The 16,132-nt window shown below is 49.0% G+C and carries 10 protein-coding genes; all 10 read left to right on the forward strand.

Annotation, left to right across the window (positions count from 1 at the left end):
* The first annotated feature begins 105 nt into the window (after positions 1-105).
* The 10 genes from phnX to NNL21_RS11290 all read left to right on the forward strand — a co-directional run bounded on the left by phnX (position 106) and on the right by NNL21_RS11290 (position 16,081).
* Positions 106-948: a phosphonoacetaldehyde hydrolase gene (gene phnX / locus NNL21_RS11245; protein ID WP_204820868.1), complete on the forward strand. Its 843-nt coding sequence runs from the start codon at positions 106-108 to the stop codon at positions 946-948.
* Positions 945-2,096 carry a phosphonoacetaldehyde reductase gene (locus NNL21_RS11250; RefSeq protein ID WP_204820869.1) on the forward strand — a complete coding sequence of 384 codons (1,152 nt, stop codon included), beginning with the start codon at positions 945-947 and terminating at the stop codon, positions 2,094-2,096. Before phnX ends, NNL21_RS11250 begins: the two co-directional genes overlap by 4 nt.
* 366 nt (positions 2,097-2,462) lie before the next feature.
* On the forward strand, positions 2,463-3,554 hold the full coding sequence (locus tag NNL21_RS11255) for a phosphate/phosphite/phosphonate ABC transporter substrate-binding protein (RefSeq protein ID WP_204820929.1): 1,092 nt from the start codon (positions 2,463-2,465) through the stop codon (positions 3,552-3,554).
* Positions 3,551-4,339, forward strand: a complete 789-nt coding sequence (gene phnC / locus NNL21_RS11260; RefSeq protein WP_204820870.1) for a phosphonate ABC transporter ATP-binding protein — start codon at positions 3,551-3,553, stop codon at positions 4,337-4,339. The genes NNL21_RS11255 and phnC overlap by 4 nt, the downstream gene beginning before the upstream one ends.
* Positions 4,329-5,114, forward strand: coding sequence for an ABC transporter permease subunit (locus NNL21_RS11265; protein WP_204820871.1), 786 nt, complete (start codon positions 4,329-4,331; stop codon positions 5,112-5,114). Before phnC ends, NNL21_RS11265 begins: the two co-directional genes overlap by 11 nt.
* A 33-nt stretch (positions 5,115-5,147) precedes the next feature.
* Entirely contained in the window at positions 5,148-5,981 is an 834-nt protein-coding gene (locus NNL21_RS11270; RefSeq protein ID WP_204820930.1) for a PhnE/PtxC family ABC transporter permease, read from the forward strand.
* A gap of 28 nt (positions 5,982-6,009) precedes the next feature.
* Positions 6,010-9,018, forward strand: a complete 3,009-nt coding sequence (locus tag NNL21_RS11275; protein WP_204820872.1) for a LamG-like jellyroll fold domain-containing protein — start codon at positions 6,010-6,012, stop codon at positions 9,016-9,018.
* A 64-nt stretch (positions 9,019-9,082) separates the two neighbouring features.
* Positions 9,083-10,723: an S-layer homology domain-containing protein gene (locus NNL21_RS11280; protein ID WP_204820873.1), complete on the forward strand. Its 1,641-nt coding sequence runs from the start codon at positions 9,083-9,085 to the stop codon at positions 10,721-10,723.
* A 336-nt stretch (positions 10,724-11,059) separates the two neighbouring features.
* Positions 11,060-15,931 carry an OmpL47-type beta-barrel domain-containing protein gene (locus tag NNL21_RS11285; RefSeq protein ID WP_204820874.1) on the forward strand — a complete coding sequence of 1,624 codons (4,872 nt, stop codon included), beginning with the start codon at positions 11,060-11,062 and terminating at the stop codon, positions 15,929-15,931.
* Positions 15,932-15,949: 18 nt separating this feature from the next.
* On the forward strand, positions 15,950-16,081 hold the full coding sequence (locus tag NNL21_RS11290) for a hypothetical protein (RefSeq protein WP_256555172.1): 132 nt from the start codon (positions 15,950-15,952) through the stop codon (positions 16,079-16,081).
* The last annotated feature ends 51 nt before the right edge of the window (positions 16,082-16,132 follow it).

The following is a 16,132-nucleotide window of genomic DNA, read 5'->3' on the forward strand; positions in this document are numbered from 1 at the left end:
TTCAAATGTTAAAAAGTATAAAGATGCACATTTTATTGATTGTTAATGCTTTTATATGCTATATTTGTTGCAGTTTTTAGTGATTCAGAGGAGGATGGACTTATTATGGATTCTATACCTGCAAAGAAAATAGGAGCAGTCATATTTGATTGGGCCGGAACGACGGTGGATTATGGCTGCTTCGCTCCACTTGCGGCTTTTATCCAATCATTCGAGCAGCAAGGAATTTCAGTGACGGAGGACGAGGTCCGCGGTCCGATGGGGATGAAGAAAAAAGATCATATTCGTGTACTGCTCGGTTTGGAAAGTGTGAAGCGGCAGTGGGTGGAGAAATTCGGCAAGCTGCCGGATGAGAACGATGTCGACGATTTATACGCAAGCTTCGAACCGATGCTGATGAAGGTGCTGCCGGCTTATACGGATGTTATTCCAGGTGTACTTAACCTAATGAACAACTTGAGGGAAAAGGGTATCAAAATCGGTTCTACAACCGGGTACACCGCTGACATGATGCAAATCGTGACGGCAGAGGCGGAGAAGAAGGGCTACAAACCCGATTATATGATCGCTTCGGACGAAGTTCCTGCCGGACGTCCGGCTCCTTACATGTGTTATCAGAATGCGCTTCATCTGCAAATGTTCCCTATGGAAGCTTGTGTGAAGATTGGCGATACGATAAGCGACATCCAAGAAGGCATAAATGCGGGCATGTGGAGCGTAGGCATCATATGCGGCGGGAGCGAGTTCGGCCTGACAGAGCAGCAAACGCTGGAGCTTGGCGAAGATGAGCTGAAGCAGCGCATGGCTGTTGTCCGCAACAATTTCGAGCAAGCCGGGGCGCACTATACGGTTGATTCCATCACGGGATTAGAGGACGTTATTGAACGAATCAATCAGAGGCTGGCGCGCAATGAATACCCTCAGACGAGCGGGAGGGCTGTAGGATGAGGCTGAATAGGGGAAGATACTACAATCCGGTTGAAACTTATTTTGGCACAGGAACCATGGAGCAATTGTCTGTGATTATAGACGCTGATGGCGGGCCGATTGACAACGTATTGCTGATCACAAGGGGAGGAGATTTTGACAAAACGGAAGATTGCCGCAAGCTGATGAATCAGCTGCGCAGCAAGCATGTTTTCGTATATCCGGTTCAAATTGCAAATCCCGATGTGACCGACCTGTTCGCACTGCTGCAGGCCGCAAGCTCCATTGCGTACGATCTGGTCATCGCTGTCGGTGGGGGCAGTGTGCTTGATTTGGGGAAGTCAATCGCTGCTTTCAAAGGACTCCACTATGGCAATGCGGATGAGCTGCGTGAGGCGATCGTAACACGGGCGTACCTATCCAACGAGCAAGCATGCCGCTGGATCGCTCTGCCGACAACTGCGGGAACGGGATCGGAGGTCACGCCGTGGGCGACGATTTGGGATAAAAGCAAGGATTCGAAGTACTCGGTAGAAGGAAAGAATCTGTTTGCCTGGATTGCGATTATCGATCCGGCATTAACGCTCAGTCTGCCCGTTCGAACAAGCATTATATCCGGGCTGGACGCCATTTGTCATGCTACTGAAGCATACTGGTCGAAGAATACCAATGAAATATCCAGGCAGTTTGCGCTCCGTGCGATTCGCTGTATTGTGCCGCATCTGGCTAGCCTCAATGACGACCCGCATAATATCGAAATTCGCACGAAGGTTGCATTAGGAAGCTTCCTGGCGGGACTGGCGTTCAGCAACACGAGGACCACGGCCTGCCATTCCATTTCATATCCGATTACGCTGCTCTACGGAATCGACCACGGTATTGCCGCCAGTATGACGCTGGACAAGATGATGAAGTGGAACAAGGAGGAGCTGATTGACGGCGAACAGCTTGTCGAGGCGTTCGGTGCTGCGAACGTCGAGGAAATTGGAGAGGTGCTCGGCCGCATTTACGAGAAATCGGGCTTTTCAAGGCGGCTTAGAGATTACGATGTACCTCAGGACGGCTTACGGCTGATCGTCAATAAGGCTTATACCAAGGGGAGAATGGATAATAATCCGAAGAGCATCGGCAAGGAGGAGCTTCACGAACTGCTGCTGGGCGTTTATTAAGGATTAGGTATACGATCGATCTGGCTTCTGCATATATTGAACTTGCATGTTCGATGTGTGCAGAGGCTATTTGTGCTTTATTAGTGATGAAATTCGAACATTTTCTTCTTTTTTGCGATTTTATAATGGATACTCTTGTTTATTGTATTAATATACTGTAAAACAACGCAAAATGTATTGCGTATAAATGCTTTATTTTTATATACTTTGGGAAGTGGCATGACAACCAATCAGAGGGAGTGAGCAGGTACGAGGCAGCATGGGCGAAGCGTTGGCCAAGCGGAATGAAGATGACGGTGCTGCTAGGCACCCATGGTTATGTTATTGTCAGGCACATCTTGCAGAGGAGAGAAAACAATGAAAACAATGAAAACAATGTCCTTATTGATGATCACGTTCTTGATCGCCATTCTTACAGCATGTAGCAGCAACTCAGGTGATACGACTACTAATGAACAAGGGTCGGCGTCTGGAGATAACCAGTCTGCTGTACAAACAGGAGACAAGGTGACGATGATCTGGCTGCCTAATGAATCCGGCGGCAACATGAAGGAAGCGCGTGACGAAATCGGCGCTCTTGTTGAACGGGCAACAGGTAAGGAAGTCGAGCATAAAACAACGACCGATTATATTATTGCCGTGGAGTCCATTGCCAATGGCAGTGCGGATCTGGCTTACCTGGGGCCGCAAGCGTACGTGGAGGCCAAGGGGAAGAACGATAAGGTCGAGCCGCTTGTTACGAACAGCGGCGAATCCGGTACGCTTGACGATGCCATGTATTACAGCTGGTTGGCGGTGAAAAAAGGAAACGAGGATGCATACAAGCAGGGTGATGCTTTTGCGATTGACAATATACAGGGAAAACGGTTCTCTTTCGTATCGAACAGCTCGACATCCGGATTCAAAGTACCAACGTCCAGCATCGTTACTCATTTCAGCACGAATAAAGGAATGACCGATTTGAAGTCTGATGATTTGCTGGAAGGCGGCGACGATAAGTTTTTCAGCCAGGTGCTGTATGGAGGTTCTCATCAGGGCTCGGCAGTAAACCTGCTATCCGGTAAAGCGGATGTGGCGGCATTCTGTGATACCTGTGTCAACAATTACGTGGAATTGGTTTCGGGGGAAGCGAATACCGCCGGTGCGGTTTATAAGGTGAAGGCTGATGCTGCTGCACCTTTTAACACGGTTGCTGGTGAGGAACTGGTTGTTATATCTTCCACTCCTGTATTGAATCAGCCGTTCGTCGTTAATACCGAAACAATAAGCGAGGATGATATCAAATCGATTACGGATGTCATGGTTTCCGATGAAACGGCTCAAAACCCGAAAATCTTCGTCCCGAAAGATTCTGAATTCAAGGGGATGTTTAAACAAGCTGGCGAATCAAGATTTCTGAAAGTGGAGGATGCATGGTTTAACCCGATCCGTGAGCTGAGTAAGGTGACGGCGCCATGACCGCATTATTGGAATTGAAGCATGTAGCGAAGAAATACAATACCGGTACGATGGCGTTGTCTGATGTTAACTTTTCGGTGAGCAAGGGAGAGTTTGTTTCCATCATCGGCCCTTCTGGGGCGGGCAAATCGACGCTTATCCGCTGCATTAATCGTTTGATTGATGCGAGCGGAGGAGAAGTCCGGCTGGACGGCGTCAATGTACTGAATTTGAACAAACGGGCGCTGCAGCAAACAAGGGTGAAGATCGGCATGATCTTCCAGCATTACAATCTGGTTGAGCGGCTTAGTGTCATCGACAATGTTCTTCATGGAAGACTCGGCTATAAAAATGTCATTACCGGATCGCTGGGCATCTATACCTCTGATGAGAAAAAGCAGGCAATCGAAATCCTGCATTCGCTTGGTCTTGAGGAGCAAGTGTACAAACGCTGCGACCAGCTAAGCGGCGGCCAGAAACAGCGTGTAGGAATTGCGCGGGCGCTCATTCAGGAGCCTAAGCTGCTCTTATGTGATGAGCCTATTGCCTCCCTTGATCCGAACGCCTCGAAGGTAATCATGGATCATCTCCGCAGCATATGCTCAAGACTGGGCATTACGGTACTGGTTAATCTGCATCAGGTCGATGTTGCGATGAAGTATTCGGATACGATTATCGGGATGAGAAAGGGAAGCGTCGTCTATAACGGATCCGCTCAAGGAATGAAAGCAGAAACGATCTTTGATATTTATGGTTCGGAAGCAAGCGATCTCGGCATTGAAATAGGAGTGACTCATGCAAGCTAGCTATTTTTTGAAAAAAAGGTTGAGCACCGCATTATTTATCATCATCCTGCTCGCCATTACCGCAGGAGCGGTTATCCTTACCGGGTTCGATTTCATGGCTGGCTTTGCTTCAATCCCTAAAGCGGCTGAATGGGGAATAACCCAGTTTTATCCGACTGCTGAGTCGCTGGACAAGCTGCCGGACATACTGGACAAGCTGCTGGAGACGATCATGCTTTCCATTGCTTCTACAACAATTGCTGGCGGAGCGGCTGTTATTCTGGCTGTTCTCGGATCAAAGACGATGCAGGTGCATGTCATATTCAGTGTGATTTGCCGCGGAATCGCCTCGGTTTTCCGGAACATTGATGTTTCCGCATGGTCGCTTATATTGCTGTTTTCGTTCGGCCAGCATGTGTTGACGGGATTCTTTGCCTTGTTTTTCGTTAGCTTCGGCTTTCTGACCCGCGCATTCACGGAAACGATTGATGAAGTAAGCTCTCATGCTGTAGAAGCGCTAAAAGCGGCCGGAGCCGGTTATTTTACGATCGTGTTTCGCTCGGTTATCCCATCGGCAATCCCCCGAAAACTAAGCTGGGTGCTGTTCATGATGGAAACAAACATCCGCAGCGCCACGTTAGTGGGGATTTTGACAGGGACGGGAATAGGCTTCTCGTTCGATCTGTATTATAAAAGCTTTAATTACCATGCGGCGAGCCTTGTAGTCATCTGCATCGTAGCAACGATCCTTGCCATTGAGTTTGTATCTAACACGATACGAAGAATGATTTTATAAATGCTATAGCGGAGGTGAGGAAAGATGTCGTCGATGAGCTCCAAGTCGGACGGTGAAATGTCTAAGGGGATTCCGAACCTGGCGAAGAAGCCGTTTGATAAAGCTTCTTTTGTTCTGAGATTCACGCTGCTCTCGATGCTGGTGCTGACCATCTTCAGTTTCATAAGCTTCGACTATAAAGACATTCGAGTGTTTGCCGCAATCGGTGAGGCCATTAACAATCTCGTTGCGATGTTTTCGAAGGCCCAATTTACGAACTTTACGTTCCAGGATGCTCTGCTTGCCGTTCTGGTAACGATCTGCCTGGCCTTATTGACGACTGTTTTCGGGGCAGTCATTGCGCTTTTCTTCGGTCTGTTGGCAGCGCGCAATCTCTCCAGTCCGCTGCTCTCTTCCTTAATTAAAGGCGGAGTAGCCTTTATCAGGGCTGTTCCAACCGTATTGTGGGTTCTCATTTTCGCCGTTCCTGCGGGGCTTGGGAGTGTGGCGGCTGTAATCGGCATGACGTTCCACTCTATCGGATACTTGATTAAAGCCTACTCGGAGTCGTTCGAGGAATTGGATAAAGGCATGATCGAGGCGCTGCGAAGCAGTGGCGCCGGTTGGTGGCATATCGTGTTTCAAGCGGTCATCCCTTCCTCCAAGTCTTATCTTATGTCGTGGACGTTCATGAGGTTTGAGATTAATTGCGGAGCGGCGGTTGCGATGGGAGCAGCTGCCGGAGCAGGCGGAGTCGGCTTCGATATGTTTATGGCGAGCTCATTCTATTTGGATATGCGTGAAGTGGGAGCGATCACTTGGCTCATCTTGTTATTCGCACTCGTAATGGAAACGTCGGCTACCCATTTGAAAAACAAGCTTAAATAGAATATCCGAGCCAAAGGGGAAAAGGACGATGAAGATGAAAATGAAAATGGCAAGATTACTGACACTTACTCTAGCGATATTAATGCTGATGTCAAGCTCTGTGTTTGCTTCCACTCAAGCAGAAGAAGGCCCCTCCACTTCGCCGCAGGCTGCTGAGCCAAGCCATATCGAAGGGCTGATCTTTGATCCAGCGAAGAGTAACTCCGTCCAGCTTCAGAAGAAGCTGGACAATATTCCAGCCACATTTGAGATGCGCGCGAAATTTGCAGTAAATCCCAATCACCGCCAAATTTTGTTTGGGAATTTTCGCTCGGGAGCGAGCACTTCGTTTGGGATTGAGCTTACCGTCAATAATCAGCTTCGTTATTTTGAGCTTATCAATGGCAATGTGATTGATAAATCGACCGTTGGCAAATCGGTTACGACGGGTGAATGGACCCATCTGGCTGTTATAAGAGATGCTGCGAATAAGAGAATTACCTTTATTCAAGATGGTGCTGTCATTGATACTTTTGAAAATCTGGATTTGCCGGAGCAGGTTCAGCTCGTGAATCTGCATGGCATCGGTGCGGATACAAGAGACCAACATCACATAAGAGCAGAGGTATCGGAAGTGAGATTGTGGAACGATGTTCGTACGTTGGATGAAATTAAGGACAATGCCAGCGTAGGGATTAAAGGTGATGAGGAAGGATTAAAGCATGCTTGGACGCTTGACAGCTCCGTAGAGAACGGCCTAAATGTGGTACATGATAAAGCCGGTAAAAATAATGGCACCGCAATCGGATTCCAAAAAGAGGTTGAGATCGAAACGCCTTATGTGAGCGAGTTTACAGGAAGCGGCATCGATTTTTCCGATGGCCAATTGGAAATTGCGGCAAAAGAACGTCTTTCTGCTGCGCCCCGTACGGTTGAAGCATGGGTGAATGTGCCTGCTAATACGCCAAGCGAAAAGCGTGTGGGAGTTATTTTAGGTAATTATTTTGATCATTACTACCGCGATATCGCACGCTTTAACTTTGAAGTTACGACCAACGGGAAGCCAAGAATCTATTGGAAATCCCACGCTGATTATGAGCTGAGTTATACGGCGAATGTCAATGTTAATGTTGGCGATTGGGTGCATGTCGCGATGGCATTGGATGACACAGACAATACCGCGACTACATATATCAACGGTAAAAAGATTAATGAGGCCTACATGACATCACCTATTCCAACCAGCATACCCGTTAGTGAGCTGAAAATCGGTTCGGATTATAGAGGATATGCCGAGGATGGCAAGCCTCTTATGACATTCAACGGTCAAATCGCCGATGTTCGCGTATGGTCTACAGTTAGAACGGACGAAGAGATCAAAGCGAATTACAATGTTTCCTTGCAAGGAAATGAAACGGGATTGATGGGGAATTGGAAGCTGAATAACGGCAGCCACGATGTATATCCAGATACATCCGTCAATCAGAACGATGGGCTGGTCTACGACGATGAGACGGAAAATTGGCTTGAGCCTGAATTTGCACAAGGAGATTATACGATCGCCGTATTGCCAGACACACAGTATTTCGTGGAGCACCATCCGGCTGCGTTCAAAAATTATATGACCTGGATGAAGGACCATGCGGACGATATGAATATTAAACTCGCAATTGGTGTAGGCGATATCGTTAATAATCCGGGAAGCACGGCGGAATGGAATACGGCATCCGAAGGGATGTCCATCTTGGATGGTACCCTTCCTTATGTGTTTGTGCCCGGGAATCATGATTATAACAATCAAACGGGTCGAATTACGACGAATTTCAACAAATATTTCCCATACAGCAAGTATTCCCAAGCATCCACCTTTGGCGGAGCATATGTAGAAGGGAAAATGGACAATACATACCATTACTTCGACATTAATGGGATGAAGTATATGATTATTGCATTGGAGTATGGGCCGGATGATAGCGTATTGGCTTGGGCCAATGAATTAGCGGCAGAAAATCCAGACAAAAGAATTATTGTGACTACACATGCTTACATGTATCACACGGGTGAGCAGATTTCTCTTGAGCATATGGATGACCCTGGTTCATACATGCCTGGCGGTAATAACGGTGACGATATGTGGAATGAATTTGTAAGCAAGCACGAGAACATAGTGCTGGTATTATCCGGACATATTGGTTATCCTGATCTAATTGTAAGAGAAGATATCGGCGTGAATGGCAATGCTGTTAAGCAGGTTTTAACGGATGCCCAATTCATGGCGTATGACTTGGGTATGGTGATGTTAATGACGTTCAAGGAAGGCAGCGACGATGTCGAGGTCAATTGGTATTCCGTTACGAAGGATAAGCTCTTCCGTGCAAAAAACCAGTTTTCGATGGAATTGAACTTGACTGGCGATGAAAATTCGAATCCGAACCCCGATCAGATGCTGCTTGCTGCAGCAGATCAAACGGTGAGCAAGGGCAGCACCTTTACGGTACCGGTTACGGTTGACCGTGCATCCAAATTAGTAGGCATTGAAGGTCTCATTAATTTCAATAAAGATCTGTTAGCACTTGAAAAATTTGAGTTTGCTGCTTTTAAGGAAACAAGTGCGCATAACACAGCTGTGCCAGGCAAAGTGAGCTTTGCAGGTGTATCTAATACGGCGGTAGGAACCGATGAGAACACGGTGATAGCTAATATAGTGTTCCGTGCAAAAGCCGACATTGTGAATAATGAAAAGGCGACGATTTCTTTTGCAAATGTACAAGCCGTAACGGAGAATGCTGCAGGCGACCCTGAGCATACACCTATTGGTACAAAGGATGCTTCTATTACGATTACCAGCTTCACATTAGGCGATGTCAATGGGGATCATAAATTGGATATCTTGGACGCAACAGAGATCCTGAAGCTGATTGTTGCTGCGCCAAACGAAGAGAATGAAGCAAAGCTTGCTGCTGCAGATGTTAATGGTGATAACGTTGTCGATACAGCTGATGTTCTATCCTTACTGCAGATGATTGCGGATCGGATTGCCGCGCCTGTTAACCCATAAACTTACCGTATACAGGGAAGGCAGCGAATTGCCTTCCCTGTATGCATAGAAAAGGACGATCAATATGAAGAAGCGAAGCTTATTGATAGCTTGTTCTCTTATCCTATCACTGATGGTTCAAAGCATTGTATTTGCCGAACCGGCACCAGCCTCCGCACAACCTGAATTGGAGGTCAAATCTGCACGTGCTTATGCCGGCAATACCTCGACTGTCGATATTGTATTAAATCATCCGAAGGGACTCCAAACATTTGAGTTTCAACTGGAATATGATCACGCTGCTCTCGAATTATCGAATGAAACGGCTGTAAAAGGGAAAGATGTGGCGGATTGGCTCTATCAGTACAAGGTCGATCCGGTCCATGGAACGGTGAGAGTCGCTGCTGTCAATTCCACTGGTTTTCAGACGGATGAATCGGCTGTCATTATGAGTATGACGTTTAAAGCCAAAGGCACTGCAGGTATAAAAACGTACATCATCACGGATTTGAAGGGCTTTATCGACATTCATACACCAGCAGACATAACAAGCAAGACCGGGACTTTCGAAATTATGTCATCTGGCGTCATTATGAACCCGACACCAGAAGAACCAACGGATAAGCTCAAGGAGAAGATCATACTTCATCCGATTGTGGACTCCAATGGGCATGCAGCTGCCAGTGTCGATGACAAAGATATTGCTGCAGTTATCCTAAATGACAAGTCGGGAAGCGTCACGATTAAAGTTGATGTTCCAACATCTGCAGCAAGTGTTGAGGTAGGGTTTGGCAAGACATCTGTTGACCGTATGGCCGCGAGTGACAAGAAGCTCGTCATCCATACCCCGATCGGCGATATTGCACTGGATAAAGCAATGCTCACACAAGTTGGAGGCAAGGACCTGGTCATCAAGATCGAAAAAGCGGCGGATGTGGATCACAAGCCGGCTAGAACCCTTACTATTGTAGCAGATGGCAAGCCTATAGCTGTTTTCAATGGTGTCATTAAGATTTCTATTCCATATGTGGAAGAAACGACTGAAACAAGTGAAAATATCGTCGTGTATCGTCTAGACGGCAATAAAAAAGTAATAATCCCTCAAACGATAGTGATCGATGGCAAGGTTGTATTTGTAACACAGCAGGCCTCCACCTTTGCGATCGGTTATAATCCGAAAGGTTTCACAGATTCAACAGGGCATTGGGCGAAGAATGATATCGATTTTGTAACGGCAAGAGAACTGTTCTTAGGAGTTGCAGACCGAACGTTTGCACCGAATAAAACGATGACTAGAGGTATGCTGATAACCGTACTCGGCAGACTTGATAAATCTGAGACGGACGGTCAAACACCAGGCTTTACAGATGTTCATACTGGAAAATACTATGCACCCTATATTGCATGGGCAAACGACAACGGAATTGTTAAAGGGACTGGCAATGGCAGGTTCGCTCCGGAAAAGGCTGTAACCAGAGAAGAAATGGCATTAATGATTGCGAGCTATGCTAAATATTCCAAGATGACATTAGTCCAAACAAGTGTAGAGCGCAAATTTGCAGATGAAGCCGAGATATCTTCTTGGGCATTGCCAGCAATAAAAGCCATGCAAACCTCTGGTGTCCTCACAGGCAAGCCAGATAACAAATTTGACCCCAAGGGGACAGCAACAAGAGCAGAAATAGCAAAAGTGATTCGTATGATGATTGACCAAACCGTGCAGTAAAGGGCAGTTGAGTGTCGATGGCGGGTATAGGCTTACAACACGGCCCTGCATCCGTATCTTGTCGATTTGATGCTTAACGTATCGGAGCAAGACTACTCTTGGGAGGGTCTTGCTCCTTTCTTCGTCTTCGCAGCATTCAGCCATAATAATATGAAAAACTGAAGTAAAAGAAGAAAGAGGTTTATCATCTGGATACAACCAGCTTTTTCCAACTTTTTCTGCGTTTTTTTGGGTTTGTTTAATAGTAGGCCGCCTGCTACAGTTATGGCTGATACGTTTTGTATTAGGTAGGGATACGATACGTTTCTGACGCTTTAACTATTCGAGATTGGAGTGGTGATCATTCTACGCAAGCTTATAGCGACCATCATCTGTATGGTGCTGCTGCTCGGGGCAAGTCTTCCCGCTGCAAGCGCAAGCGGGCTCGGCCAGTGGATCTGGTGGACGGAACAGGGCGATTCGTACACGACACTTGGCGCGAATTCCAGTATTACGATTCATACCGGCAAGATGCAGATTATACCTCATTGCCCTGAGGGTACTGCTGATGGAATCAATTCTTGGACCGACCTCTATATCGTGGAGAGCGGGAGCATAACGGCATTGTCCAACGGCGATGAACTCGAAGATGCCGGGGGCGGCGGTCCAAACTCCGTCATGGCATTGTCGAGCGGCATCTTCATCTCGGAGACGATCGGGTACACAGGTCCGGACGGGAAAATTCCACCTGGGGAGTATGCCATTGTCTTCGATGAATGCCAAGATGGCAAATTCAATTACCTGATAGACGGAGTCATTGATCCGGCATTTAAGGTGGAATATACGACGGGCGTCGTTCCGCCGCTTGATCTCACGAAGCTGAAGGAAGCAGCGGAGAAGGAAGCAAAGCGCTGGGAAAAGTACAAGAAGTACGCAGAAAAGCTGTTCGCTCTCCAAAAAGCTGCCGATGCGGGCAGGAATCCGAATGAAAAGTTTGTGGATTTCCTCATGCGAAGCGGCCTCCAAGACCCCCGTACCATGGCGACGCTTCAACTAGCCAACCAAGCAAAGCATTATCAAGGCATTGCCGATGATCCCCCGGATCCGGACTTCAAGCATATCACTCCTCTCGGCAATAGGCCGATTCTTGATTTTCAAAGCAATCATCCTCTCGATTCAACCATGCAATCACTCGCTAACGAAGCTGCAAACGAGCAAGCGATCACCCGTCAGCTGTGGACGCTGCTAGAGAGATATCAAGGCGCGCAAGCAGCCGGCGACACGAATTGGGCGTTAACCCACGCATTGGCGCTGAATGACAACATCGACCTCCTGCTTAGTCAATTGCAGCGTACGAGTCAGCGTGTTTCACAATTTAACCAAGCCTTATCAAGCGATACCCAGCCGCTGAATGACAAAGCCGCGGGGCTGGAGCAGCTGCGTACGAGAGTAGCCGCCTCCGGGCTTACAGACGATGAAACCCGCTATTTGCGCAATCTGAACATGAGTGATACCGAGATCGCACAATTCAAGGCACAGTTCATCGCTGGGGATTTCTTCTTCACGAAGCAGGAGATGCTGGCCGAAGGTTCTGGAATTGTTAGCGATCATAACCTGCTTGGTACGAATCTGGTGACGTTCGGCTCCCATATTGTCAATGTCATCAATCAGCTTCTGCAGGATCCGACTGTCCGCAACGACGATCCGGTCGCGAAAGCAGGAGGACCTTATACCGCGAATGAAGGAACTGCGGTTATGCTGGATGGTTCGGCTTCGGCCAGCCCTGCCGGGATAACGGGATTCCAATGGGATTTGAACGGTGACGGCGTATATGGGGATGCTCAAGGTGCATCGGTATCCCATACGTTCACGTCATCCTTCCAAGGTTACATCGGACTGAAAGTAACCGATGCAGCCGGTAAGGAAGCGGTTGATTATGCGAGAATAACGATTACAGACGTTAACCGCGCGCCTGTCATCACGGCTCAATCGCCGGCTGGGCGTCAAGTAGAGCAGTACATTGGCATGGCGGAAGCATTCAGCATAACGGCAGCCGATCCGGATCATGATGCAATCACGATTGAATGGTTCGTAGACGGCGTCTCTTCCGGTAACGGGAGCTTGTTTACATACCGGCCGGCCAGCGTGGGAATCCATGCGATTGACGCAGTCGTGACCGACGGCAGCCCGCTTGGCGGGGCCGTTCGCACCGGCTGGACAACGAAAGTGCTTCAGACACTGCCGGCGACCGTAACACTATCACCGCAGAGCAAGACGCTTCGAGTTGGCACTGTGCACACATTAACGGCAGCCGTCCTTGATGATCAAGGCCAGGCCGTTGCCGGAATGCCGGTGACCCTCGACATAACCGGGGCAAATCCGGCATCGTTTACGGAAGCGACTGACAACAATGGTATCGCGACATTTCGTTATACCGGTACGAACGCAGGCGATGATCAAGCGACGGCCCAAGCAGCAGAGCTTACATCCAATACCGCCAGCGTACAATGGACGACAGAAGATCAATCTCCACCGGTTACAACGGCCACGCTGACTCCGGCAGCGCCAGACGGCGCGAACGGCAATTATAAGTCCTCTGTCTCGATTATATTCGACGCACAGGATGACAGCGGGATTGAGAAGACGGAATACCGTGTTAACGGCGGAACGTGGCAGATCTATCAGTCAACGCCAATTGTCGTAGCAGCCGAGGGTGACCATCGGGTTGAATACCGGAGCATCGACTTGATCGGCAATGTCGAAGCCATCAAGCAAGTATCGTTCACGATTGTCCTGCCGAAGCAGCCGCAGGCGCTCTTCTACCCGGCTGGCCCCGGGAAGAACGTTGCCTTGCTGGAAGAACGCGCGAAGATAGAAGCCGTATCCAGCAACTACGACAGCGGCCACAGTGCGGACAACATGTTGAAATTCACCTACCATAACCCTTGGGCGACAAAAGTGAAGGATAATCAGTGGGTGAAAATCAGCTTGGCTGACGGGAAGCAGTACCTCATCGACCGGATCCAGATCAAGCCGCGTCCATCTTTTGAAAGCCAGCGGGTAAAAGATTTCGAGGTTGCCATCTCGACAACGACCTTGGATGATGCGGCGTTTACGACTGTCATTAAATCGTCAACCGCCAACAATGGAGAGCTGCAGGAATTTAAGCTGCCCAAACCGATGTGGGCCAAATATATTCTGTACCGCCCGCTTACGAATCATGGGAACAGCTCTGTGACTTCCACCCAGCAATTCAAAGTGAAAACCAGCCTGATCAGCGGTCAAACGGTCACCTTCAAGAACCTGTCTACGGATGAAGACAACGATATTGTGTCCTGGAAATGGGAATTCGGTGATAACAGTCCCATCAGCGTCGAGAAAGAGCCGACGCACACCTTCCCTGGCGCCGGAACGTATCCGGTTAAGCTGACCGTAACCGATTCGCAAGGACATACAAGCAGCTATACGCTGGAGCAGACAGTTGAACCGGCGGATTTCGAATTTTCGCCTCAGAACCCTAAGGAAGGGGAAGCCATTGCCTTCGTGAATACTACGGCAGGCTTCGACGAGGGGCTCATAACGTCCAGCAAGTGGCTGTTTGGAGATGGGGCGGCGGCAACGGGAATGTCCGTCACCCATTATTACGAAGATAATAAAACCTACTCCGTGCAGCTTGATAACGTGATGAAGGATGGGAATGTGCACCGGATTACCAAAGACATCACCACAACAAACGTGGCGCCTACCGTTATCGTCGACAATGGCGTGACCTTGCTTGGCGGGCAGAATTATAGGACGGGTATACGTGTAACTGATCCGGGACGGCAGGATCGGTATACCTGCCATTGGGATTACGGCGACGGATCGACGTCATCCTCATGCAGCTTCGATCACGCCTATGCAATCATGGAGAAGGATGCGCCGGATAAGCAATACGAGGCAGTCGTAACGGTTCGCGATGATGACGGCGGCGAGGCAAAGGCAAGCATGATATTCACCACCCGCGCCGAACGGACGCCCAAACAGATTGCATTCTACACCTTCGACGGGACGTTCGAGGACTTCTCGGGCAACGGCAATCATGGGACGCCTGCTGTAGGGAAGCCGACATTCGTCGATGGAATCGTCGGGAAAGCCGCGAAATTCGATGGAAGAAGCGGCGTTCTGGTCGAAGACAGCGATTCGCTTGATTTGTCTACGTCCTTCTCCCTCTCGATGTGGCTGTACAAAGAGGATGCCGGGGCAGGAGGCTACGCGCCGATCTTGACCAAAGGAAACACGTCCGACTACGGGCCGTATTCCTTCCTGCACGATCCTTCCGGCAAATCACCGGGCGTGCGGCTGGTCAGCGGCGATCGTCCGGGATATACGCATCTCTTTCCCGATACGCCTGTAGGCTTCAAGGAATGGTACTTATCTACGGTCACATGGGACGGTAAGATCATCAAGTACTACATTAACGGTGAACTGCGGGCAACCAGAGCGTGGACGGGAGTATTCAAGAATACGACCGAGAAGGTGACGATCGGGTTCGATCCCCCTGGGGCTACCGAATATTTCCGCGGGTTGATGGATGATTTCCGGATCTTCAACTATCCGCTGACCGAGAAAGAGGTCGAGGATCTCTATGACAGGAAGAACCCGGATATTATTCCGCCGGTTACCACTGCCGTCTCTACATCCACCAGCGGACCCGATCCCATATCCGGCTGGCACCGGTCCGACATTACGGTAACGCTCACGGCGACGGACGATAGTTCCGGGGTGAAGATGACGGAATACCGGATGAACGGCGGAGCATGGATGGTATATACCGAGCCCGTGGTATTGTCGCAGGACGGGGTATACGCCTTCGAATACCGCAGCACCGATCATGCAGGCAACGTCGAGAGCCTCCAATCGACGGAGCTGAAGCTCGACAAGTCGGCACCAATCACGCTCTATCACTTCGACCCGATCATGGCCGTCAATAAAGCAGGGAGACCTTATATTAGCGGCTTTACCGTTACTTTGCGGGCGGAGGATCCAACCAGCGGATCCGGAGTGAAGGGCACGGTTTACCGGATTAACGGCGGCGCCTGGATTCCGTATACCGGTTCATTCACGGCCACTGCCGGCATCACGCATATCGTGGAATACTACAGTACCGATCATGCAGGAAATCCAGAAGTCGTTATGAACAAAATGGACTTTACCAAAGGCATCTTCACAGGTGCTGGGCGATTCTAATCGAAGGGAGGAAGAGATGTGAATCACAACAAACTGGCTTGGACCAAGCCCGAGCTGGAATGCTTGGATGTCAAAAAGACGGAGTATTGGGAATATGTATTTAACCCCGATACGAATTTCTGGGAAGAGGTCTGGGTCAATGAGAGCTAATGGTCCGTTCTCGGTATCCTCTGTCTCTGGTGCCGTAAGTTTGATACGAGT

The organism is Paenibacillus mendelii, from assembly GCF_024498075.1.
In the GTDB taxonomy this organism is placed as follows: domain Bacteria; phylum Bacillota; class Bacilli; order Paenibacillales; family Paenibacillaceae; genus Paenibacillus_Z; species Paenibacillus_Z mendelii.